Origin of the sequence: Bifidobacterium aquikefiri, assembly GCF_002259795.1 — a bacterium.
Classification (GTDB): Bacteria; Actinomycetota; Actinomycetes; order Actinomycetales; family Bifidobacteriaceae; genus Bombiscardovia; species Bombiscardovia aquikefiri.
In genome coordinates this window covers 1-22563 of the sequence record NZ_MWXA01000009.1, presented here as the reverse complement: position 1 = coordinate 22563, position 22563 = coordinate 1, and the positions used below count along the sequence as shown (strand labels likewise).

The 22563-nt window shown below is 51.8% G+C and carries 18 protein-coding genes and 1 pseudogene; 17 read left to right on the top strand and 2 right to left on the bottom strand.

What is annotated here, in order from left to right:
* Window positions 1-230 precede the first annotated feature (230 nt).
* The 12 genes and pseudogenes from msrB to BAQU_RS09130 all read left to right on the top strand — a co-directional run bounded on the left by msrB (window position 231) and on the right by BAQU_RS09130 (window position 12049).
* Window positions 231-1166 (top strand): peptide-methionine (R)-S-oxide reductase MsrB, encoded by a 936-nt coding sequence (msrB, locus tag BAQU_RS09185; protein WP_094694963.1) that lies wholly within the window; start codon window positions 231-233, stop codon window positions 1164-1166.
* Window positions 1167-1501: 335 nt separating this feature from the next.
* A pseudogene (gene infC, locus BAQU_RS09180) lies at window positions 1502-2110 on the top strand (translation initiation factor IF-3); the annotation flags it as partial.
* 281 nt (window positions 2111-2391) lie between these two features.
* A complete protein-coding gene (rpmI, locus tag BAQU_RS09175; protein ID WP_094694961.1) occupies window positions 2392-2586 on the top strand; it encodes a 50S ribosomal protein L35 in 195 nt (64 codons plus the stop codon).
* 42 nt (window positions 2587-2628) lie between these two features.
* On the top strand, window positions 2629-3012 hold the full coding sequence (rplT, locus tag BAQU_RS09170; RefSeq protein ID WP_094694959.1) for a 50S ribosomal protein L20: 384 nt from the start codon (window positions 2629-2631) through the stop codon (window positions 3010-3012).
* Between the two features lie 264 nt (window positions 3013-3276).
* Window positions 3277-4218: a site-specific tyrosine recombinase XerD gene (gene xerD, locus BAQU_RS09165; protein ID WP_094694957.1), complete on the top strand. Its 942-nt coding sequence runs from the start codon at window positions 3277-3279 to the stop codon at window positions 4216-4218.
* 208 nt (window positions 4219-4426) lie between these two features.
* Window positions 4427-5266 (top strand): ParA family protein, encoded by an 840-nt coding sequence (locus BAQU_RS09160; protein WP_094694955.1) that lies wholly within the window; start codon window positions 4427-4429, stop codon window positions 5264-5266.
* 22 nt (window positions 5267-5288) lie between these two features.
* Window positions 5289-6158, top strand: a complete 870-nt coding sequence (locus BAQU_RS09155) for a segregation and condensation protein A (protein WP_169713295.1) — start codon at window positions 5289-5291, stop codon at window positions 6156-6158.
* Window positions 6159-6221: 63 nt separating this feature from the next.
* The gene (gene scpB, locus BAQU_RS09150; RefSeq protein WP_094695144.1) at window positions 6222-6848 is read left to right on the top strand and encodes an SMC-Scp complex subunit ScpB; all 627 of its coding nucleotides are present in this window, start codon (window positions 6222-6224) and stop codon (window positions 6846-6848) included.
* 160 nt (window positions 6849-7008) lie between these two features.
* Complete coding sequence (gene typA, locus BAQU_RS09145; protein ID WP_094694953.1) at window positions 7009-8931, top strand: translational GTPase TypA; 1923 nt, start codon at window positions 7009-7011, stop codon at window positions 8929-8931.
* Window positions 8932-9125: 194 nt separating this feature from the next.
* Window positions 9126-9731, top strand: coding sequence for an alcohol dehydrogenase (locus tag BAQU_RS09140; protein ID WP_211277155.1), 606 nt, complete (start codon window positions 9126-9128; stop codon window positions 9729-9731).
* A complete protein-coding gene (locus tag BAQU_RS09135; RefSeq protein ID WP_094694951.1) occupies window positions 9724-10722 on the top strand; it encodes a prephenate dehydratase in 999 nt (332 codons plus the stop codon). Before BAQU_RS09140 ends, BAQU_RS09135 begins: the two co-directional genes overlap by 8 nt.
* 220 nt (window positions 10723-10942) lie before the next feature.
* Window positions 10943-12049: a prephenate dehydrogenase gene (locus BAQU_RS09130; protein WP_094695142.1), complete on the top strand. Its 1107-nt coding sequence runs from the start codon at window positions 10943-10945 to the stop codon at window positions 12047-12049.
* 26 nt (window positions 12050-12075) lie between these two features.
* Here BAQU_RS09130 and BAQU_RS09125 read toward each other — a convergent pair whose 3' ends face one another.
* Together BAQU_RS09125 and BAQU_RS09120 are read right to left on the bottom strand one after the other, a co-directional pair.
* Window positions 12076-14709 carry an ABC transporter permease gene (locus BAQU_RS09125; RefSeq protein ID WP_094694949.1) on the bottom strand — a complete coding sequence of 878 codons (2634 nt, stop codon included), beginning with the start codon at window positions 14707-14709 and terminating at the stop codon, window positions 12076-12078.
* On the bottom strand, window positions 14706-15677 hold the full coding sequence (locus tag BAQU_RS09120) for an ATP-binding cassette domain-containing protein (RefSeq protein WP_094695140.1): 972 nt from the start codon (window positions 15675-15677) through the stop codon (window positions 14706-14708). Before BAQU_RS09120 ends, BAQU_RS09125 begins: the two co-directional genes overlap by 4 nt.
* A 334-nt stretch (window positions 15678-16011) precedes the next feature.
* Between BAQU_RS09120 and BAQU_RS09115 the strand changes: the two genes are divergently transcribed.
* From BAQU_RS09115 to BAQU_RS09095, 5 genes are all read left to right on the top strand, one after another.
* Window positions 16012-16959, top strand: coding sequence for a tyrosine recombinase XerC (locus tag BAQU_RS09115; RefSeq protein ID WP_094694947.1), 948 nt, complete (start codon window positions 16012-16014; stop codon window positions 16957-16959).
* A 409-nt stretch (window positions 16960-17368) separates the two neighbouring features.
* The gene (locus BAQU_RS09110) at window positions 17369-19018 is read left to right on the top strand and encodes a peptide ABC transporter substrate-binding protein (RefSeq protein WP_094694945.1); all 1650 of its coding nucleotides are present in this window, start codon (window positions 17369-17371) and stop codon (window positions 19016-19018) included.
* Window positions 19019-19205: 187 nt separating this feature from the next.
* Window positions 19206-20132: an ABC transporter permease gene (locus tag BAQU_RS09105; RefSeq protein ID WP_094694943.1), complete on the top strand. Its 927-nt coding sequence runs from the start codon at window positions 19206-19208 to the stop codon at window positions 20130-20132.
* 9 nt (window positions 20133-20141) lie between these two features.
* Window positions 20142-21128, top strand: coding sequence for an ABC transporter permease (locus tag BAQU_RS09100; protein ID WP_094694941.1), 987 nt, complete (start codon window positions 20142-20144; stop codon window positions 21126-21128).
* Window positions 21129-21163: 35 nt separating this feature from the next.
* Window positions 21164-22563: ATP-binding cassette domain-containing protein (locus BAQU_RS09095; protein WP_094694939.1), on the top strand; the 1400-nt coding region annotated here is incomplete at its 3' end.

Sequence of the window (22563 nt, the reverse complement as noted above, 5' to 3'; positions counted from 1 at the left end):
CAATCGAGGCCACTGTTCTTCATGGTGCGATCGAAATATTGAGTTTTGTGACAATTTTTAGCTATAAGTCTCGTTTTTGGCTCTTCTCTGTGTCGATTCCAACGTTTTTGAGCTTGTATACTTCTTCAATTGCCACAAAACTCGACATTTCGATTGAAAAGCTTGTGCGCTGCGCCAAAATGCGACGGTTGTCGTAGACTTTTCTCGAACAATCGAGAATAATTCTTGGCATGACGACAACAACATATTTTGCAGGTGGATGTTTCTGGGGTTTGCAGCGTTACTTCCAGAATGTCACAGGGGCCACGGCAACCGAAGTCGGATACGCCCAGTCCAAGATTGCGAATCCAAGCTATGAGCAGGTGTGTACCGGCGAAACTGATGCAGTGGAAACGGTGAAGGTCAGTTATGATCCCGACTTGGTCTCGGCGCATATGCTTGCGTTGTTGTTCATAGATGCCATTGATCCTTTTTCAGTGAATCGGCAGGGCAATGATCGTGGGCGACAATATCGAAGTGGCATCTATTGGAATGCCGAAGACTCAGATCAGGAACAGACCTTCACCCAGGTGCTTCGCGAACTTCATACTCGCTTCGGGAGGGAAAGCGCCATAGAGATAGGGGAACTGCAGAATTTCTATCCCGCTGAAGACTACCATCAGGATTATCTCGACAAGAATCCTGGGGGATACTGCCACATCCCGATGAAGAAGATTCTCAATGTTTCCAAAAGACAGCAGTTCATCGAGCAGGTCTGGAAGCTTTCTCCCGAGCAGTACGATGTGACCCAGAACGCAGGTACCGAGCGGCCATTTGAAAATGAATACGATGAGAATTTCAAGCCGGGAATATACGTTGACATCGTCAGTGGCGAGCCGCTGTTCCTTTCAAGCGACAAGTTCGATTCGGGTTGTGGATGGCCGGCATTTTCCAAGCCGATATCGACGGATACGGTGACGAATCGTGAGGATCGTTCGCTGTTTGGCAGACCTAGGATAGAGGTGCGCGCAGCACGGTCCGACATTCATCTTGGGCATGTTTTCAATGATGGGCCGCAGGAACTTGGTGGATTGCGATACTGCATGAATTCGGCTTCCCTGCGCTTCATTCCCAAGGATCAGATGGAAGCCAAGGGATATGGTGAGTATCTCGCTCAGGTGAAGTGATCCACGCATCCATGTTGGCTTGCGCGACACAGATAGCATGAGCACATGGCATGACTTCAGACAGTAATGTCCGAGGGTGTGGTATTATATTCAACGCTTGAGAAATCAGGAAAGTGGATTATCCCGTTGGGGTGCCCCACCTGGAAGCCTTTTGCGGTTTCGGGTCCGACTGAAGTCGAAGAAATGATATGTATCATTTCATCATTCGCTTACACGTGCGAATGAAAGTGAAGATTCATTGCGAATCTTTTTCGTCATGCAGCTCAGGACTTGATACTGTGCCGGTTTCCATGTGGTGTCCAGCGGAATGAACAAGGCAGCAAGTATAAGGAGTCATCATTAGCGACGAACCAAGGATTAACGACGAGATTCGCGTACCTCAGGTACGCCTGATCGGCCCGAACGGCGAGCAGGTTGGGGTTATCGCAACCTCTGTCGCATTGAATTTGGCACGTGAGGCGAGTCTCGATTTAGTCGAGGTGGCGCCCAATGCCAAACCGCCTGTAACCAAGCTCATTGATTACGGCAAGTTCAAATACAACGAAAAGATCAAGGCACGTGAAGCTCGCAGAAACCAGAGCACCGCTGAGATCAAGGAAATCCGTTTCCGCCTCAAGATTGACGAACACGATTTTGAAGTGAAGAAGGGTCACGTTTCGCGCTTCCTCTCCGGAGGAGACAAGGTGAAGGTCACCATCATGCTGAGAGGAAGAGAACAGTCTCGTCCTATCGGCGGTGTTGATCTGCTGAGGCGCCTTGCTCAAGAAGTCAGCGATCTGGGGACTGTTGAATTCGCACCGAAGCAGGAGGGGCGCAACATCATCATGACGTTGGCTCCGAAGGGCAAGAAAGTGCACACGCAATCTGAACAGCGCCGTCGTGGCAGCCAGTCGAGAGCAGAGCGCCAGGCTCGTCAGGCAGCTCGCCTGGCAACCAAGCAAGAGGAAAGTGGCGTTCAGCCTGTGAAGAACGAAGTGCCTCAGGAGATTCATGAGCAACGTCATGCTCCGGCACATGAGTCTCATGAAACACATCAGCATGAGCACCGTGCTTCGCAATCCAATTCGCATGCGTCGCATGACGCGAGCGCACGCCGTAGCGGATCAGGACATTCTACGAGTACGGCAATGCGAAGCAGTGCAGCTGCCAGCAGTGCAGCACAGAACATGCACCGCATCGCGTCTGCAAAGACTTCTAAGAACAATAAATAACAAGGAGGGCAGCAATGCCGAAGATGAAAAGTAATTCCGCGGCTTCGAAGCGTATCCGCGTCACTGGCACGGGAAAGCTGATGCAGGCCGGCAGTGCCATGCGCCATAATCTCGAGCACAAGTCAGCTCGCAAGCGTCGTGTCTTGAAGGCAGATCAGGTTCTTGCTCCAGGCCAGACCAAGAACATGAGAAAATTGCTCAATCACTGAGCGCAGCGAAACTTAAAGATCCAAGGAAAGCAGGAATAGATTATGGCACGTGTAAAGCGCGCAGTGAACGCTTTGAAGAAGCGTCGCACCGTATTGGATAGGGCTTCGGGATATCGTGGACAGCGTTCGCGTCTGTATCGCAAGGCAAAGGAACAGCTGCTCCATTCATTCAACTACAGCTTCCGCGATCGCAAGGCTCGCAAGGGTGATTTCCGCAAGCTTTGGATTCAGCGCATTAACGCTGCAGTTCGTGCCGAAGGCATCACGTACAATCGTTTCATCCAAGGTTTGCACCTTGCCGGCATCGAGCTCGATCGCCGCGCCTTGGCAGATTTGGCCGTGAATGATCCAGAGACATTCAAGACAATCGTTGAGCAGGCAAAGAACGCTTTGCCAGAGGATGTCAACGCGCCTGTGGCCGCCTGAAAACGACCGTAGCTGTTCAAACCCCGTCTTCTGACGGGGTTTTTATATTTTTGGTCTGAATTACGCTTGTGTCTGTTGCTCGTTGTGAACTTCAGAAAGTATAGCAACACCGAAAGGTGCCATTTTAGGCTCCCGGCGGCCTGATTTCTCACGATTGAGGACTTATATACTTGGTGGAGTTCACAATGAACCTCACCAAGTCGAAAAGCTCGTGGGCAATACAGCACAGTCGTCGAATCCAATCGGGAATCTATGATTCATAGTATGGGAAAAGTCACAACAGGTGGTGCAGACACCTGGTTCGGGAAATTTATCCCTCGATTTCTTGTACATATCGATGTGGAACGCGGATTGGCCGCTTCGACGGTGCAGGCATATGAAGCAGACATTCATCGGTATTGTGAATGGTTGCAGCAGCATGGATATACCAGTCTTGCCCCTGTTGAATCCCAGACTGTCGAGGACTTCATCGTGAGTCTGCAGGACGAATCGACACGCAGCCGTGCCCGACGTCTGGCTTCAATACATGAGTTCCATCGTTTTGCCTTGGCTGAGCATGAGATCGATGCCGATGTCTCGCAACAGATAAAGGCACCAAAGGCTCCTGCGCATCTTCCAGATGTCTTGACGATCGATGAGGTTGCAGCACTGCTCGAAGCCGCATGTTCGGCAGGAGATATCAACCCAATCGCGCTCCGCGATAGGGCATTGCTGGAGCTGATGTATGCAACCGGAGCTCGGGTTTCAGAGACAGTGAAAATCAATAGGGAAGATATCGATCTTGCTGGTCGTGTCGTTCGCCTTATGGGGAAGGGTTCAAAGCAGAGACTGGTGCCCTTCGGCGGATACGCCCAACGAGCGGTTCAGGAATATTTTACATATGGACGAAATGAGTTGCAGAAGAGATCAAAGACCAAACTCGAGATGCGAGCTATATTCCTCAACACTCGCGGGCATAGGCTGTCTCGTCAATCGGTATGGGAGATTGTGCAATATACTGCGGCTCGTGCAGGCTTGTCCCAGAAGGTACACCCTCATACACTCAGGCATTCGTTTGCAACGCATCTGATTCAAGGTGGTGCCGATGTGCGAACTGTGCAGGAATTGCTCGGGCATGCCTCGGTCACCACGACCCAGATATATACGCATGTGAGCCCTGAAACATTGAAGGAGAGCTATATCATGGCACATCCGAGAGCACGATGAGCCGGAATCTGCAATGACAAAACTTCAGCATGCAAAGAAAAGCGTGACTGAATTGCTGCTGCTGTTCGATGATGTGCCTACACTGTCGAGTACGATACATTTCAAGGAGCGGATTCACGATGTGCGTCAGCAGTCTTGCTCATAGGGGCGATGCCGCACAAGTCTAGACGTACAAACGCATGAGCGGGGAAGTTGGTAGTGTAGCAGTATGCCTACGGATTTATTGGGACGAGAGTATGAGACCTTCGTTGCACCCGAGTCTCTTCATCAACATGGACCTGCGAGAATCATTGCCATGTGCAACCAAAAGGGCGGTGTTGGCAAAACGACGAGCTCAATTAATATCGCAGGTGCTTTGAGTATTTACGGTCGTCGTGTCCTTATCGTCGATTTCGATCCTCAGGGGGCATCGACCGTCGGACTGGGCATCAATGCTAATAGCGTTGACAATACGATCTATACCGCGTTGTTTAACCCTTCCATGGATGTGCACGATGTGGTCGTGCATACGCGTTTCCCCAATCTGGACATCATTCCTGCAAACATCGATCTTTCAGCGGCAGAGGTACAGCTGGTCACTGAGGTTGGTAGGGAACAGGTGCTTGCGGGCACTTTGCGCCGGCTTCGTAACGAATATGACTTGATTATCATTGATTGCCAGCCTTCTCTGGGTCTGTTGACCGTAAATGCACTTACAGCGGCGGACGGAGTGATAATCCCTGTAGCTGCCGAGTTCTTTGCCCTGAGAGGCGTTGCATTGCTTATGCAGTCAATCGAAAAGGTGCAGACGCGAATTAATCCTGATCTGACTGTCTATGGGGTGCTGGTGACGATGTATACGCGTACCTTGCATTCAGAAGAGGTGCTCCAACGCATCTATGAGGCGTTCAAGGGCAAGGTGCTGCATTCGGTCATCACGCGCTCGATCAAGCTTCCTGATGCCACGGTCTCGGGGGAGCCGATAACCATGTATGCCCCAGAGCACAAGACTGCAAAGGAATATCGTGAAGTTGCTCGAGAACTGATCGCTCGTGGCATCGTCGCTTAACGACGGCTTGCAAGAAGAGACGATGGAAACGCATATATCCGAGAATCAGCAGATTGCCTCAGACGGAACCAGCGATGTTTCCGTTATGGAGAATGACATCAATGTGGAATTTTCGGTGAATCTCGATGTCTATCAAGGTCCATTCGATGCGCTTCTGGGTTTGCTTGCCCGCCGCAGTCTGGATCTTACCGAACTGTCACTCTGCGAGATAACTCAAGAGTTTCTCGATTTTGTGCAGACGCTCGATATGAACAGGAACATTGATACAGTGAGCGCATTCATCGATGTTGCTTCGATTCTGATTGAGGCTAAAAGCGCGGCCTTGCTGCCGCACACCGAATCCAGTGACCATGATGAGCAGACGTTGCAGGCACTTCGAGATCGCGATCTCCTGTTCGCACGATTACTGCAATACAAGGCTTTCAAAGAGGCCGGAAATAATTTTCGTGAGCGTCTTGCAGCAAATTCCGGTTTCTTCCCGCATCATGCTGTGGTCACTGAACAGGTTGCTTCGATGCTCCCGGAATTGCAATGGAGCACCGATGCATTCGATCTCGCGAGACTTGCCGCCCGAGCGTTGATGAATGCTCCGCCGGAAGAGGTCTCACTCGCACAGTTGCATGTACCTCAGGTCAATCTGCAAGCTCAGGCTGCAATGATTCGCGAAAGACTGATGTCGGCGGAAGGAGATGCGTGCAGTTTCGAGGATCTGATCTGTGATGCAACGAGCCGATTGGAGATAATCGCTCGTTTCTTTGCGGTGCTGGTATTCTTCAAACAGGGTTTCGTGCAATACAGGCAGGCCGGACCGTTTGCATCATTGTCACTTCGTTGGGTCGCCAAGCACACAGATGGTGCCGCCTTGCCGGTCGATGCCGGTGATTTCGCATGAGAAGGTTGATGAATGGTTGACAATACATCTGACGCAGTGTCTGGAACACGGGCGGACCCGGGAATGTATGAGACTCAGATAGATCGTAACGATGCGCGCCCAGAATATGTTGACTTCGATGTCAATGATTTTCCAGGAGGACTCAAGGCTTGCCTGGAAGCGATTCTTATGGTTGCGGATCAACCGCAGCACGGAGAGGATCTTGCAAGAATTCTCGCTGTTGACCTTTCCGATGTTACCGCTGCCTTGCAGGAGCTCACCGACAGCTACGAGTCAGCGTCGGCATCTCAGCAGCCGCACGGCTTCACCCTGCGACACACCGCCCGAGGCTGGCAGTTCGTGAATCGGCGGGAGTTCGAATCTGTCGTCTCCGCATTCGTCACCGCAGGCCAGACTGCAAGGCTTACTCAGGCTTCGCTGGAGGCATTGGCAATTATTGCTTACAAGCAGCCGATGACGCGTGCACAGGTTGGAGCCATACGTGGTGTGAATTCTGACGGCGTGTTGCGTTCATTGATGATCAGAGGCTTGATTCGCGAGAACGGTATTAATGAGGATACGCGTGGAGCGTTGTTGGTCACCACCGAATACTTCCTTGAAAAAATCGGGCTGGACTCACTTGAGCAACTGCCATCGCTCGCTCCGTTCCTGCCTAATGTGGCGAATGCGTTGGAGAGTGAAAACCGCTGATTTGCATTGATTTGCAAGCTTTTCACCCTACATTGGCCGCATGTTCACTCTCAAGAAATTCTTAAAGTCTATAAATGTGGCTAGAATTGCCGAGGTTTAGGAACTCTTGTCTTCCAAGGATTATCTTCCTTTGGATTGTTACCCACAGAATGAGGTTGTAATGGCGGTACGCGGTGATATCAGGAATGTTGCGATTGTTGCTCACGTTGATCACGGTAAAACGACGTTGGTTAATGCGATGCTCAAGCAATCGCATGTCTTTTCCGAGCGCGAAGAGGTTCCCGATCGAGTTCTCGATTCCAACGCCTTGGAACGCGAAAAGGGCATCACCATTCTGGCGAAGAATACGGCTGTGAAATATACCGGTCCTCTCGCTGCAGAATTGAATGAGCCAGAAGGCATCACCATCAACGTTGTCGACACACCTGGTCACGCCGATTTCGGTGGCGAGGTCGAACGCGGTATCTCCATGGTGGATGGCGTTGTCTTGCTGGTTGATGCTTCAGAGGGACCATTGCCGCAGACACGTTTTGTGCTGCGTAAGGCCCTGGAGGCCAAGCTCCCTGTGATTCTCGCCATCAATAAGACAGATCGTCCTGATGCGCGTATATCGGAAGTCGTTTCAGAGAGCACCGATCTGTTGCTTGGACTCGCACAGGATGTGAGCGAAGAAGGTGTCGATCTCGACCTTGATTCATTGCTTGATCTGCCAGTGATCTATTGCGCGGCGAAGGCCGGCTACGCTTCAACGAAGCAGCCAGCTGACGGTGACGTTCCTGACAATGAGGATCTTGAGCCACTGTTCGATGCCATTTTGAAGAACATTCCCGCACCGGAATATGAAGAAGGTGCCCCAGTTCAGGCTCACGTCACGAACATCGATGCATCCGACTATCTTGGTCGACTCGGCTTGGTGCGTATCTATAACGGAAAGCTTGTGAAGGGGAAGACCTATGGTCTTTCCCGCGTGGGTGGCTCTATCGAAAACTTCAAGTTGACCGAGATTCTTCGCACGGTCGGTCTTGATCGCACACCGGTTGATGAGGCAGGTCCTGGAGATATCGTTGCCATTGCAGGAGTCTCGGACATCATGATTGGCGAAACAATCGTTGATCCCAACGACCCGAAGCCATTGCCGCTGATTCATGTCGATGATCCTGCCATTTCGATGACCTTCGCTACCAACGATTCTCCAATCGCCGGAACGGAAGGCAAGGATCACAAGCTGACCGCCCGTATGCTCAGGGATCGTCTTGACCACGAACTTATCGGCAATGTCTCCATCAAGGTCGTTCCGACCGAACGTCCAGATGCGTGGGAGGTTCAGGGTCGTGGCGAGCTGGCATTGGCTGTGCTTGCAGAGGAGATGCGCCGCGAGGGATATGAACTCACGGTCGGTCGTCCTCAGGTTGTCACCAAGGAGATTGATGGCAAGCTCAATGAGCCAATGGAGAACACGACCATTGATGTTCCTGAGGAATATATGGGTACCATCACGCAGCTGATGGCAGACCGCAAGGGTCGTATGGACTCCATGAGCAACCATGGTTCAGGCTGGGTCCGTCTTCAGTTCACCGTTCCGTCCCGTGGCCTGATCGGTTTCAGAACTGCTCTCCTCAGTGCCACTCGTGGTACAGGCATCGCTTCATCGCTTTCCGCCGGCTATGCACCTTGGGCAGGAGAAATCACGACCCGGCAGAACGGTTCGATGGTTTCTGACCGTTCAGGCAAGGCAAGCCCATACGCCATGCAGAAGCTTCAGGCTCGTGGCAACTTCTTCGTCAAGCCACAGACACCTGTATATGAGGGTCAGATCGTTGGTATCGCCAATAAGCCGGGGGATCTGGACATTAACGTGACGCTCGAAAAGCATATGACAAATATGCGTTCCGCCACAGCTGATGTGCTTGAGACCTTGACTCCACCCATTGATATGAGCCTTGAAGAGTCGTTGGACTTTGCGAACGAAGACGAGTGCGTCGAGGTCACGCCAGAGTCGATTCGTGTGCGCAAGATCATTCTCGACCGTGATCAGTGGTACAAATGGAACGCACGCCAGCGTCGTCAGAACAAAAATAGCTGATTGATGACGTCAATTTTTGGTAGTTAGCGCTCATTGTGAACTCGCTGGAGTACAGAGCATGAAAACCCTTGAATTGCCCATAGCATTTCAAGGGTTTTCGGCATGTTTCATGGCTTTTTGTCGCTTTGTACTTCAGTGAGTTCACAATGAGTACCAGATGCCGTTTGCATGTGGCTTGTACTAGGCTGAAATGTATGAAATCGAGTGCATATGGACTCAATGCGATGATGTTGGGCACGAACGGCGGCAAATCAAATCGAAAACTCATGCCATGGTCTTTCCGATTCGGCATCAGGGTGCGGTTGTTCATTTCGTTGGCGCTGGGCTTTGTCGCTTCCATCGTTGGCACGCCGGTGCATCGCATGGGTGCGTCGAGCAATCTACCTTACGGGCTTGTTCTGGCTTTGGTGCTGGTTGGCGTTTCAGCGTGGCAGGCCCGATCAAGAGGCGGGATCATCGGCTTGGTCTTGCATCTGATCGCGTCATGTTTCGGTGTGGGCATGCTTGCTGGGCAGGGTCCTATGGGCGATGTGCTCATTCCAGTTGGGGGAGCGGCATTCAACACATACTTCGGGTTGCATGTCGGGTATTATTGGCTTTTGGGTTTGATTCTCGTTCAGTTCGTTATCGCGCTGTTTCCTGTGCAATGGTTTGTCGTAATACCAAGGCTGGCTGATGACGCGCCAATATTGGATACTGAAGGGGAGATCGCCTCCGACTTAGCGGTGAGTGTGATAGGCGAGAGAGAATCGACTCACTCTGACCCTGTGCCAGAGCATAAGGAACCAAACAATGAGTAGCCGCACAGTGTATTATCTTGGTCCACAGGGATCGTTCACCCATGCGGCCTCGAAGCAATTCCTGCCTCGTGTTCAGCGAGCATCAGGAGAAACAGATTCCGCCGCTCCATCTCATGACGCAGCTTCAACGGTGCTGCAGCCCGCAGAACATGTCTCACAGATATTTGAGGCAGTCAATGTAGGTGGTGCCTTTGGAGTAATCGCATGGGAAAATAACGTTGAAGGGTATGTCGTCCCCAATCTTGACGGTCTTATCGATGCTCATAATGTGGTGGGCTGTGGGCGGGTGAGTGTCAATATCGAGTTCGATGCCTTTATGCTCCCCGACGACGTTGCAGAGCCAACAGAAGTTACCGCTCATCCTCATGGATTGGCCCAATGCCGTACTTTTACCCAGCATTTAGGACTACGAGAAGTTCCTGCTGCATCCAATGCCGCTGCATGCAGAGACATCATATCAGGACAGATTGCTCTCGGTCCGCGAATCTGTGGCGAACTTTACGGATTGGCCACCAAGCAGCGTGGAGTCCAGGATTATCAGGGGAGTAGAACCGACTTTTTACTGCTCGCCCCTAGAAATGAAGCAAGAAGCCTGATGGTTGGTGACCAGAAACCGTCTGCGGAATATGAGTCGGTGGTCGCCTTCATTCCCCTGAGCACAGGAGCAGGTGTGCTGGCTGGTCTACTTGATTTGCTTCGAGATGCCGGTCTGAATATGACCAGCTTCATATCTCGACCAATCAAGGGTCATGATGGAACCTATAGTTTCATAGCTACCATCGATGCAGCACCATGGCAATCTCATTTCAGATCGGTGTTGGAAAACATCATCGAGAGAGGCGACTGGGTCAAGACTCTGGCGGTATATGCCCGACAGGAACGCCCCAATCCTCCAGTGACATCGTGGATGCTCCCTGATGGTGGTGCAGGCGGGAGAGATAGCCTCTCTGCAGACGAGACAGCGACAAGACTTCAAGCGCAGTTCATTTGAGCTGATGGACTCTTGGCGATACTTTCACCAGGAGTTGGTAGGTCGATACAAGAACAGGGATCGAAAAGAGCGGGAAAAGGGTATGAGTGAAGTTTCTGGCACCAACCAATCAATATCTACGCGTTCGGCGAGGCATGCAGCAACCGATGCAGCGCATGCCGAGCATGCGCTGCATGACAATCATTCACACATCCACGATTCGATGCATCCCATGCCTGGCATGCAGGCCTCACCGATTCTCACATCGGCACATAAGATAGCGATAGCGGGATTAGGTCTCATCGGCGGTTCCCTTGCGTTGAGACTCGCCGAGCGTGGGCGTTACGTAATCGCGTGGAACCATAACAGTCGCCCTTATGAGGCAGCCGCCAGACATCATATTCGCTGCGTGGATTCGCTTGAAGCATTGGCTGCGGGGAAACCCGACGTTTTGGTCCTTGCCACACCTTTGACTGCAATGCCAGCAGTGCTTGCCAAACTGGCTCCTGCATTGTCTCCTGCTACAACGTTGACGGATGTCGGAAGCGTGAAGACCGAACTGCGCCAGCAAGTCAGCAACGCAGGTCTTGCAGAGTATTATGTCGGTGCTCATCCCATGGCTGGAAATGAACGTTCAGGATTCGCTGCTGCCGATCCCACATTGTTCGACGGTGCGCTTTGGGCAATCACCGTTGATGAAAATACCCGTTACGATCGATACCTCACGGTCGCTGACATGATTACACAGGGTGTCGGCAATAGAATCATCACGCTTGACGATCATATTCATGACAGCAGCGCTGCGATGATTTCACACATGCCGCATGTTGTCTCCACAGCTTTGTCAGCCATGCTTGTCGATTCTGAGCATCGCAACATTGAGGCAGCCCTTGCTGCCGGCTCATGGCGTGATATGACAAGGGTCTCTTTGACTGACCCTGATCGAACCAGAGCAATGATCGAGGAAGATTCTGGAAATGTGGCTTCGTTGCTCAGACAGTTATCGCAACGGCTGAGCTCTGTTGCGGAGTCGCTGGAACAGCTTGGCGATGTTTCTTCTCAAACGCCCCTGGAAAAAGAGCAGTCGCCAGACGCACAGCAGGCAGAGAAGCGGATTTACGAATTCTTCCAGGCCCCCGAGCCTTTCCGCGCATATAAACGCAAGCAGCGGAAAGACAATACCGCTGATGAGAATTCCTCGACTCAGCAGCTGGATGGGCAGCATAACGAAATCACCATTCCCGAGCAGGCGTGGCAGCAGACGTTAATTGAATCTGCGAAGGCTGGGGAACAGATAACAGGCTTTGTGACGACACATGCGGCAAGAGTCATCACACGGAGCCTGTAAAAAACGCCAGTCAGGAGTCCTGATTGCTATTCGCTGGCTACAGCGTTGAGAACGGGAACCTTCAGTGCCTTTCGGGCTGGTGGCAGACTGGTAACCATGCCAACAACAATGGCCAGGACCACGAAGATCACCAATTCACTGATAGGTATATTCAGTTCGGTCAGGCCTTGATTTGCATAGAGCTTTCGAATCACTACACCTGCAGTAGTGCCAACGAGCAGTCCTAGAAGTGTGCCAAAAACGGAAATCATTGACGCTTCGATGGCGATCATGCCGCGAATCTGCCCTCTGCCCGCTCCAATGGCGCGCAACAGACCAATCTCCTTCGTGCGTTCAGAAACGGAGAGTGCGAGCGTGTTCATGATGCCAAAGATGGCAATCACGATTGAGAGTGCCAGTAGAGCATTCACAATCAGCAGCACCTGATTTACCATGGAGCTGATGGTCGACTTGAATTCATCCTTCGTCATCACACTGATCACATAGTAGGGCTTGACCGCCGTGATCAGATCCTTCTTCAAGGTGGTGACATTCCTGCCTGCATCAGCTTTGACGAATGCCTCGGTGATGAATCGTGTCGCCTCCGTGGTGAGCTTGTTTCCCATAGTCTGGTTCACATAGATGCTGCCTGAGAAAATCGAATTATCAGAGATCGCGCCAATGGTGAGTTTTTCAGTGCCCTGCGCATATTTCACCGATATCGATTGACCAACATGCCAGTCATTGTCGTCGGCAACGCTCTTGGAGACTACGAGCTGACCGGCATCCATAGCCTGACGAGCATTTCCAGCGGTTTCGACAGGATCGAACACATCGGTGAACAAGGATGGCTGAGCCATGAATGTTGAGGGTTTATCGCTTGTTCCCGGGTACGTCACATCCATCAGATAGCTGATGCTGCTAACCGATTTGACACCATTGACCTTGCTCATGGCATCGATGCCTTGCTGTGGGATTCTTCCCATGCCGCCGTTGGCGAGCACTGCAAAGTCAGCTTTGATGCCGCTTTCAACGATGCCTGAGACGGATGCATTCACCGAAGATGCCACAACCCCAAGGCAGCTGACTATGGCAATGCCGACGAACAGAGCGGCAGCCGTATTGGCAGTGCGGCGCTTGGAACGCGCAAGATTGCGTGAGGCGAGTCGGCCGGTTACAGGGAACACCAAGGACGGAATCCATCCAAGTATTCGACTGACAGGTTGGACGATTGCAGGGGCCATGACTATCGTGCCCACAAGAATCAAGGCTGCGCCTATGCCAAGTGAAATTGCTGGATTTGTGGAATTGAGCCAATCCCAAGGTGTCTGCTTGCCATCGTTGGATAACAACCACGCCAAGCCCCAGAATGCGATGCCGATCACTATCATGACAAGGCCGAGAATACCTCGTGCACGCGTTGCCTTTTCAGGATTGACTGTCTCATTCATTGCCTGCAATGGCGGGGCAAGCGAGGCATGACGTGCCGGAAGTGCAGCTCCGATCAACGAGACTGCGACACCGACAAGGACTCCAATGAGCATATCGGGAATTGTAGGGTTCGAGGATCCGGTGAGCGTGGAGCCGGATTGACTAAATCCATAAACAATGAGCTTGATCATGCCCCAGCCGAGTCCAATGCCTGCGGCAGAGCCGATAATGCCAAGGACAATTGCCTGCACCACAACCGTGAGAAACACCTGGCTCGGAGAAGCGCCGACCGATCGGAGCAGTGCATATCCTCGCATGGACTCGCGCACGATCATAGAGAATGTGTTGGCGATGATGAATGATCCTACAAAAAGTGCAATCAGAGCGAAAATCAGGATCATGGGCTGTATGAAACCGAGAGAATCCTGCGTTGACTTGGTCTTTTCACTGCGCATCTCGTCGCCGGTTATCGCCGTTGCCTTTGACCCTGAAGGAATGGCTGCATTGACCTTATCTGCCAGACTCTGCTGTTGTTGCTCGCTGAGTGCGTTACCGCCATTGGCGTTGCCATACAATCCAATTTCGTCAATCTTGGTTGTCGAACCCGTGGTCTGCTCATAGAGTGCCTTGGCTGAATTCTCGTCGATACCAAGGAGAATTGCCCCTGCCTGACTTGAAGTGGTTTGGAAAATACCGACGACCTTCACACTCTGCGGTCCGGTTGGATACACCAAGGTTGTGGAGTTGCCAACTTTCAGGTTTGCACGCTTTGCTGCATAGGATTCGAGAGCCACCTCGTGCGTATTCTTGGCGTAAGTGCCAGAAGTGAAGGTGACTGCGCGCCAGGAATCTTTGGCGCTGAATCCCATGGCGAGCGTGGGTGCACCGGTTGTGGCAACAGCATTGCCATCTTTGGCGACAAGTACCAAACCGGAAACAGTGTACAGTGGCGAAGTTCCCTTTACACCTTGTACAGCAGATACTGTGTCTATCAGAGACGTAGGAATCACATTGTAATCGGAGCTGCTGGAAGCTGCGGAAGTGGTTGAATCCGTGGCAGTCTTGGTTGTACCGCGCACATACACATCTGCGTCCGCGTTCGTGGACAGCATATCGCTCACCTGATTGTTGAGCATCTCTCTAAAGCAGAACGATCCGACTACAAAGGCGACACCGAGGGCGATGGCGATGATGGACATCACGAATCGAGAGAAATGAGAGCGAGCGTCGCGCAAGCCAAGTTTGATCACAGTTGCAATCCCATCTGCTTGGTCGAGGCAGCGGCGGTCGTACCGTCTTGTTCGCGCACTTCTCTGTGTTCCCCGTGCGTAAGATGCTCAGTGTGCTCTATGGTGCTTTCGCTGGACTCATCGGATTGGTGATTGTCTGATCCCTCATCGGCAAAGACCGCAAGAATCTCTTCGTAACTGGGTTCCTTCATATCGTTGGTGATGCGACCATCGGCGAGAACAAGGACTCTGTCGGCGTACGAGGCTGCGCGAGGATCGTGAGTGACCATGACGATACTCTGACCGTAACGTTGCACCGATGATTTGAGGAATCCAAGCACTTCGCCACTTGATTTGGAATCGAGGTTGCCGGTCGGTTCGTCTGCAAAGATTACCGATGGACGTGACATCATGGCTCGAGCGCATGCGACGCGCTGTTGCTGACCGCCAGAAAGTTGGCTTGGTCGGTGGGTGAGGCGAGATTGCAGACCGACAACGTCGACGATGTGTCTGAACCAATCGCGATCAATCTTTTTCTTTGAAATTTCGAGAGGCAGCAGAATATTCTCTTCAGCGCTCAAGGTGGGAATCAGATTGAATGACTGGAAGATGAAACCTATCTGTTCCCGACGCAGTGTGGTGAGCTGCTTTTGTGTCATGGAAGAAACTTCCAAGTCCTCTACAAGTACAGTACCGGAATCTGGAGTGTCAAGACCTGCCATGCAGTGCATCAGCGTGGATTTGCCAGAACCGGATGGTCCCATGATGGCGGTCATCTTGCCGCGTTCGAAGTTGACGCTCACATGGTCGAGAGCGGTGACAATGGCATCATGTGTGCCATATGTCTTGGTCAGATCGCTTGCCGAGGCCACTATCCTCTGTGCGCTCTCGTGCTGAGCGACTGGCACATGAGGCGCAGTGATGGGGTCAGAGGCGTGTCCATACTCTGGTTGCTCGGGATGAGCATGCTCCGAGGTGCTGCTGTGCATGCGTGCTTCGTGTGCTGAATGACGGGCCATAACGTACCAATCCATATCACATGTGATGTTACACATCGTTGCGAAATCAGATGTGCAAACCTGAATAATTATCACGACTAGGTTTCTTGTCCGTTCTTATCCTAGAGGGATGCCTTGTCTTGATGCTTGATGTTCATTTCAGAGCGCAGATGCATGGAGGTGTCGCCGACTTCAACCGTTGATTTTTTCCTTCGGGAACTGGATGCTGTGCACATATGCGCAATTACACTGGGGATGGAGGCAACGCATTGAAATTATGTTCAGTGTGTGTGCAAGGCCTTGAATCTTGCAGATACAATATGGGATGGGAGGACAATTGCAATTCGAACAGCAACTCAGAGAGTTTGACACCCATATGTCCGTTGTGGTGGGCGTAGCACCGCTCACCATCAAGTCCTATGACTCCGATATTCGTCAGTGCCTTGCTTACATGGAATCCGTAGGTATTGAGCATATGGCGGATATCACCACCCAGGTGCTGCGCGCATGGCAGGCCGATGTTGCTCGCAACCACGCAAAGTCTTCGTTAGCCAGAAAAACCGTTGCCATTCGCCGTTTCTTTGCTTTTTGTCTTGCGCACGGCATCATCGCGACTGATCCCGGTGCCACGCTCATGACTCCGAAGCTGCCGAAAGTGCTCCCGGAAGTATTGACAGAGCAGGAAGCCAAAAGTCTGATGGAGGATGCGGACGAAGCTGCCGCCACCGAACATCAGCAACACGGCAAGCACGAAGCATTGACCGCCAGAGATGCTGCAATTCTTGAGCTTTTGTATGCAACGGGAATGCGCGTTGCCGAACTCACCAACCTTGATGTGCATGACATTGACTTTTCGCAACATACCGTCCGTGTGACAGGAAAAGGCAATAAGCAGCGTGTGATTCCCTTTGGCATTCCGGCAGCGAGGGCGTTGGCGGCGTGGATCGGTGATCCAAGAAACTCAATGCTTCAACACGCACACAGTGCGGGCTTGAGCTTCAAGGCGGTCTTCATTGGCGTGCAAGGCAGGCGAATAGGTCAACGGCAAGTCCGTGAAATCGTCCATCGGCATGCAGCTGAATCCCAAGTCCCGGATATAAGTCCTCATGCGCTGAGACATTCCGCAGCGACACATCTGCTCGATGGAGGTGCCGATATGCGCGAGGTGCAGGAAATGTTGGGACATGCTTCGCTGAGCACGACACAACGGTACACACACGTTTCCATCGAGCAGTTGAAGCGAAAATATGCATTGGCGTTCCCTCGAGAATGACGGCGGTGTGGGAAACATGCTTAAGAACGTTACCATCACCGATGTGCCAGAGAGTTGGTTACACACTTGATCCAAAGCACGGTTGCGCTTATCGCACAATGGAGGAAGTACATCTATATGTGAAACGCCGGGATATGCACATCGGAAAAAGATAACCGAAACAAGTGCCACATTCGTGTGCTGACATGGAATTCTTAGAAAATCCATAGATTGTTGGCACCAAAATTTCATAATGTATTCGTCAATTCTTAAACTTTTCATAACGTTATTCGTTCAAAACTTGCACTTGAAACATTTTGCGATAAGAATGGTTACCAATCCAAAGATGAATGCGCGCGGGATACGTGCGTCACAATTGGGGGCAGAAAATGGTTCTGCAATATGAATGGTTTTATGGGGGAGAAGTTATATGAAGAAAGTCTCAAGACTCTCATACATGGCTGCTGCCGGCAGTGCATTGGCACTGTTGCTCAGCGGTTGTGGTGGTTCTTCAAGCACAAGTTCATCATCTACGTCGGCATCCACCAACGAGGTCATGAACGTCTATGGCTGCGAGCCACAGAATCCACTGATTCCGGCTAACACGAACGAAAATTGCGGAGGAAATCCAATCGACCTGCTGTTCGCCAAGCTTGTTACCTTTGACACCAAGGGCAACGCCAAGAATGAAGTGGCCAAATCCATCACTGCCAATGCAGACAAGACCGTATACACCATCGTCTTGAAGAGCGGCTGGAAATTCAGCGATGGCACACCGGTGACCTCAGAGTCCTTCACCAAGGCGTGGAGCTATGCTGCCGATGCAACCAACGCTCAGGTCAACGCAAGCTTCTTCTCACTCATCAAGGGATATGACGCGCTTCAGGCAAAGGGCACCGCTTCCGACGCTCAACTTTCAGGCCTGAAGGTCAACAGCGATACCGAATTCACGGTAACCTTGAACGCTCCAAGCTCCATATTCCCGACCATGGTCGGATACACTGCTTATGCCCCACTGCCAACATCCTTCTACAAGGATCCCAAGGCATTCGGCGAGAAGCCGGTCGGCAATGGTCCTTACAAGTTCAAGTCATGGACTCATAACCAGAGCATCGATTTGGTAAAGAATGCTGATTACAAGGGTGTACAGCCCGCAAAGAATGGTGGCGTCGACTTCAAGGTCTACACCGATCCAGATGCAGCTTATGCTGACGTTCAGGGTGGCAACCTTGATGTTCTCGAAACCATTCCAAGCTCTGACACGCAGACATTCCAGACCGACAACACGGTTCAGGCATACAACAAGGCTGGGTCGGTATTCCAGTCCTTCACTTTCCCGTCAACGCTCACTCACTTCAAGCTCGACAAGGAAGGTCGACTGCGTCGTGCAGCCGTTTCCATGTCCATTGATCGCAAGACCATCGTAAGCAAGGTTCTCGGTGGTGTAGGAACTCCTGCAGTCGATTACACTTCACCAGTGACTCCTGGCTATTCAGACTCGCTCACGGGCAAGGATGTGTTGAGCTACAACCCAACCGAAGCCAAGAAGCTCTGGAAGGAAGCCAATGCCATTGCTCCATGGAGCTCTTCTGATAAGCTCACCTTTGCTTACAATGCAGATGGTGGTGCAAAGCCTGTGTACGATGCCATTGCCAATTCTGTGAAGAACACGCTTGGCATCGATGCTGAGACCAACCCGTACGCAACCTTCAGCGCCTTCCGCCAGGCAATCACCGACCGCAAGGTAACTTCAGCATTCCGTACCGGCTGGCAGGCAGATTACCCATCTGCAGAAGATTACCTCACGCCGCTGTATTCAAGCTCAGCTGCTGACGGCAATGGTTCCAACGATGGCGATTACAAGAACCCTGCATTCGATGCCTTGCTTGCCAAGGCCGATCAGGCATCCTCAACCGCAGATGCCAACAAGTATTACCAGCAGGCGGAGGAGTTGCTTCTCAAGGATCTGCCGGCAGTGCCGCTCTACTACAGCAATGCAGCAGGTGTTGCAGCCAAGGGTGTCAAGGGATTCGTTCTCAACTGGAAGAACGTTCCTGTATATCAGAACCTGACCAAGTAAGGTTAGAAACCTTCCAGAAAGCAAACGGAGGAAAGGCATCGCGAAGTATGCCTTTCCTCCGTTTATGTGGCTTGAAATTGTTGTTTCTCGTAATTTTTGCACTGTTGTTGAATGCCTATGAACCGTACAAAGCAGCGCGCACTACTGACGATGAGGTCGGGCCTTACACACATAAAGGAGATGGCCGATGGGTAAGTATCTGCTAAGAAGAATTTTGCAGATGATTCCTGTTATTCTCGGTACGACGTTGTTGATATATGCGCTGGTCTTTGCGCTTCCAGGTGACCCCGTGAGAGCCATGTTCGGCGCCCGACCGGTAAACGAGGCGGTTGCAGCACAGATTCGCTCCGAATATAACCTGGATAAACCGTTCATAATTCAATACCTGCTGTTCCTCAAGAATGCATTGAGTCTCAATTTTGGCATGACATTCTCTGGTCAGCCTGTTATTTCCGTCATTGGTCGAGCATTCCCGGTAACCATCCGGCTCGCGCTGATGGCTTTTGTCTTTGAGGGCATTTTTGGCGTTATCTTTGGAGTCATATCTGGACTGAAGAAAGGCAAGTGGTACGACTCAGTGATTCTGATCGTGTCGCTGCTGCTGATTTCCGTGCCTACGTTTGTCACCGGCTTTGTGCTGCAATATTTCATCGGTGTGAAATGGCGAATTCTTCCGGTAACTGCGGGAGGCTCACCGGGATTCCTTGATTTGCTGATGCCGGCAATGGTGCTGGGCAGCGTGTCCATGGCCTACATCATCAGACTCGCACGCACCGAGGTCTCTTCGAATATCAGTGAAGACTATGTGCGCACTGCACGGGCCAAAGGCATGTCGAATCGATCGGTCATCATGCGTCATATCTTAAGGAACTCTTTGATTCCAGTGGTAACCTATCTCGGAACTGATATCGGTGCTCTTATGGGCGGCGCCATGATCACAGAGCGAATCTTCAATATTCAAGGTGTGGGAAATACTCTGTACCAGGCAATCTTACGAGGCGAGGGTCCTCTGGTGGTTTCCATCGTGACGATTCTTGTTCTGGTATTCGTGGTGTGCAATCTTGTGGTCGACATGCTCTATGCGGTGCTTGACCCGAGAATCAGATATGCGTGAGGTGGATTGATGACAGATTCAAATACAACAATCAGTGAGAATACCAATGATTTCGTCGTGCAGCCACTGCATGGTCAGGAGCGATTTGTTGCTCCAATTGATGAGACCCCCGTTCAGGAGGTGGATTCGGTCGATGAGTCGAAGGTTGCATCAAGCATGTGGGCTGACGCATGGCGTAGCATGCGAAAGAATCCGCTGTTCATTGTTTCGGGCATTCTGATTCTAATCATTCTCATCGTCGCAATTTTCCCGGGCATATTTACCAAGGTTGACCCGAATTACTGCAATCTTCCACAGTCCTTGGACGGTCCCAGTTCAGGTCATCCTCTTGGGTTCAATCAGCAGGGCTGCGATGTATACTCCCGCGTTGTCTACGGTGCCCGTACCTCGGTGAGTGTCGGTATTCTCACCACGGTCATCGTCACGCTGTTCGGTGGCATTGTCGGGGCTCTTGCAGGGTTCTATGGTGGCTGGCTCGATGCCGTTCTGAGCCGCATCACCGATATTTTCTTCGCCATACCAATGCTGCTTGGTGCAATCGTCGTATTGCAGATGTTCAAGACTTCAACCTCAATCTGGAAGGTTGTTCTTGTGCTTGCACTCTTTGGCTGGGTTACCACGGCACGAATCATCAGAGGCTCGGTGCTTGAGGCAAAGAATCTTGAGTTCAATACCGCTTCGACTGCGCTGGGATCGTCACCACTGAGAAATCTGTTCCGCCATGTGGTTCCGAATGCATTGGCACCGGTCATTGTGCTCACCACCACTTCGCTCGGCTCATACATTGTGGCCGAGGCAACCTTGAGCTTCCTCGGTGTGGGTCTACCCACCACAGTCGTCAGTTGGGGAGGCGATATCTCTGACGCACAATCATTGCTCAGAATCGATCCACAGGTGCTCTTCTATCCATCATTGGCCTTGGCAATCACCGTACTTGCCTTCATCATGATGGGCGATGCAGTGAAGGATGCCCTTGATCCAAAGAGCAGAGTCTAAATAGGCCATGCAGAACAGTGCAATGAGGAGAACTAATGACTAACCAGACGAATGAGAATATTGAGAGCTGGAACGAAAAGCCAATCAATCAGCAGTCTGCAAACGAACCGCTGCTGCAGGTCAAGGACTTGAGCGTCGACTTCACCACAGACTCCAATACACCGATTCACGCCGTGCGCGACGCATCGTTCACCGTGTATCCAGGTCAATGGGTTGCAATCGTGGGGGAGTCGGGATCTGGAAAATCGACGAGTGCCATGTCTGTGCTTGGACTGCTTCCCGGAACAGGTCACATCACCGGGGGTAGTATCAATCTTCAGGGCAACGAGCTCACCAAGATCACCAAGAAGGAATACGAGCAGATCCGTGGACGCCACATCGGGTTGGTGCCTCAGGATCCCATGAGTAATCTCAACCCGGTATGGAGAATCGGTTCACAGGTCAAAGAGGCGCTGGTCGCGAACAACATGGATGTTGCTCACGAACGTAGGAGCAGCCTTTCCAAGACCTTGGCACATGCGGAGGTTGATGTGCGCAAGGAGGATGACGAGGCTTTCGTTTCCTCGGCGGGCTTGCCCGCACTGTTGCAAGCCGCGAAACTGGCTCTCGAGCAGGCAGGCAACAATGCCGTTGAAAAGACCCTGAAACAATTCAAGGCTTCCTGGGTTCCTGGTTCAGAACCGCGATGGATCGTGGCGCAGGACCTTATAGATGCCGGTATCCAGAGCGATCAGGCATGGGCAATTGCCAAGGAACACGTGCATGACTCCACGATGAATGACCGCATTGCAGGCCTTCTCGCCGAGGCAGGTCTGCCCGATGCGGCAACTCGAGCTCGACAGTATCCGCACGAATTTTCAGGCGGCATGCGTCAGCGTGCGTTGATCGCTATCGGGCTTGCTTCACGTCCTGATCTGCTGATTGCGGACGAGCCAACGAGCGCCTTGGATGTTACGGTTCAGAAGAAGATTCTCGACCACTTAAGGATGCTCACCGATTCGCTTGGCACTGCGGTACTGTTCATCACCCACGATCTGGGTCTTGCAGCAGAGCGCGCCCAGCATATCGTTGTCATGTACAAGGGGCGTGTTGTCGAATCTGGTCCAAGTCTGGAAGTACTTCAGCACCCTCGCCATCCATATACCAAGCGTCTGGTAAATGCTGCACCATCTCTGGCTTCGCAACGCATCATCTCGGCCAAGGAGCGCGGCAGCGATGCCGATGCCTTGCTGGAGCACAAGGTCAAGGGTGAGGAAACCCTGGAACGCAGTGAACACATCATAACGGTCGAGCACCTGACCAAGGAATTCAAACTACCTCGCAGAACAGAAATGTTCAAGGCGGTAGACGATGTGTCGTTCTCGGTCAAACGTGGCACCACCCTGGCAATCGTCGGCGAATCGGGTTCGGGCAAGTCCACCGTTGCCAATATGGT

Coding starts and splice junctions, on each gene's coding strand:
- BAQU_RS09115 (WP_094694947.1), top strand. CDS start 16,012: ATGGGAGGACAATTGCAATTCGAACAGCAACTCAGAGAGTTTGACACC.
- rplT (WP_094694959.1), top strand. CDS start 2,629: ATGGCACGTGTAAAGCGCGCAGTGAACGCTTTGAAGAAGCGTCGCACC.
- BAQU_RS09110 (WP_094694945.1), top strand. CDS start 17,369: ATGAAGAAAGTCTCAAGACTCTCATACATGGCTGCTGCCGGCAGTGCA.
- BAQU_RS09130 (WP_094695142.1), top strand. CDS start 10,943: ATGCAGGCCTCACCGATTCTCACATCGGCACATAAGATAGCGATAGCG.
- typA (WP_094694953.1), top strand. CDS start 7,009: ATGGCGGTACGCGGTGATATCAGGAATGTTGCGATTGTTGCTCACGTT.
- xerD (WP_094694957.1), top strand. CDS start 3,277: ATGGGAAAAGTCACAACAGGTGGTGCAGACACCTGGTTCGGGAAATTT.
- BAQU_RS09105 (WP_094694943.1), top strand. CDS start 19,206: ATGGGTAAGTATCTGCTAAGAAGAATTTTGCAGATGATTCCTGTTATT.
- BAQU_RS09140 (WP_211277155.1), top strand. CDS start 9,126: ATGAAATCGAGTGCATATGGACTCAATGCGATGATGTTGGGCACGAAC.
- msrB (WP_094694963.1), top strand. CDS start 231: ATGACGACAACAACATATTTTGCAGGTGGATGTTTCTGGGGTTTGCAG.
- BAQU_RS09155 (WP_169713295.1), top strand. CDS start 5,289: ATGGAAACGCATATATCCGAGAATCAGCAGATTGCCTCAGACGGAACC.
- scpB (WP_094695144.1), top strand. CDS start 6,222: ATGTATGAGACTCAGATAGATCGTAACGATGCGCGCCCAGAATATGTT.
- BAQU_RS09120 (WP_094695140.1), bottom strand. CDS start 15,677: ATGCACAGCAGCACCTCGGAGCATGCTCATCCCGAGCAACCAGAGTAT.
- BAQU_RS09100 (WP_094694941.1), top strand. CDS start 20,142: ATGACAGATTCAAATACAACAATCAGTGAGAATACCAATGATTTCGTC.
- rpmI (WP_094694961.1), top strand. CDS start 2,392: ATGCCGAAGATGAAAAGTAATTCCGCGGCTTCGAAGCGTATCCGCGTC.
- BAQU_RS09135 (WP_094694951.1), top strand. CDS start 9,724: ATGAGTAGCCGCACAGTGTATTATCTTGGTCCACAGGGATCGTTCACC.
- BAQU_RS09160 (WP_094694955.1), top strand. CDS start 4,427: ATGCCTACGGATTTATTGGGACGAGAGTATGAGACCTTCGTTGCACCC.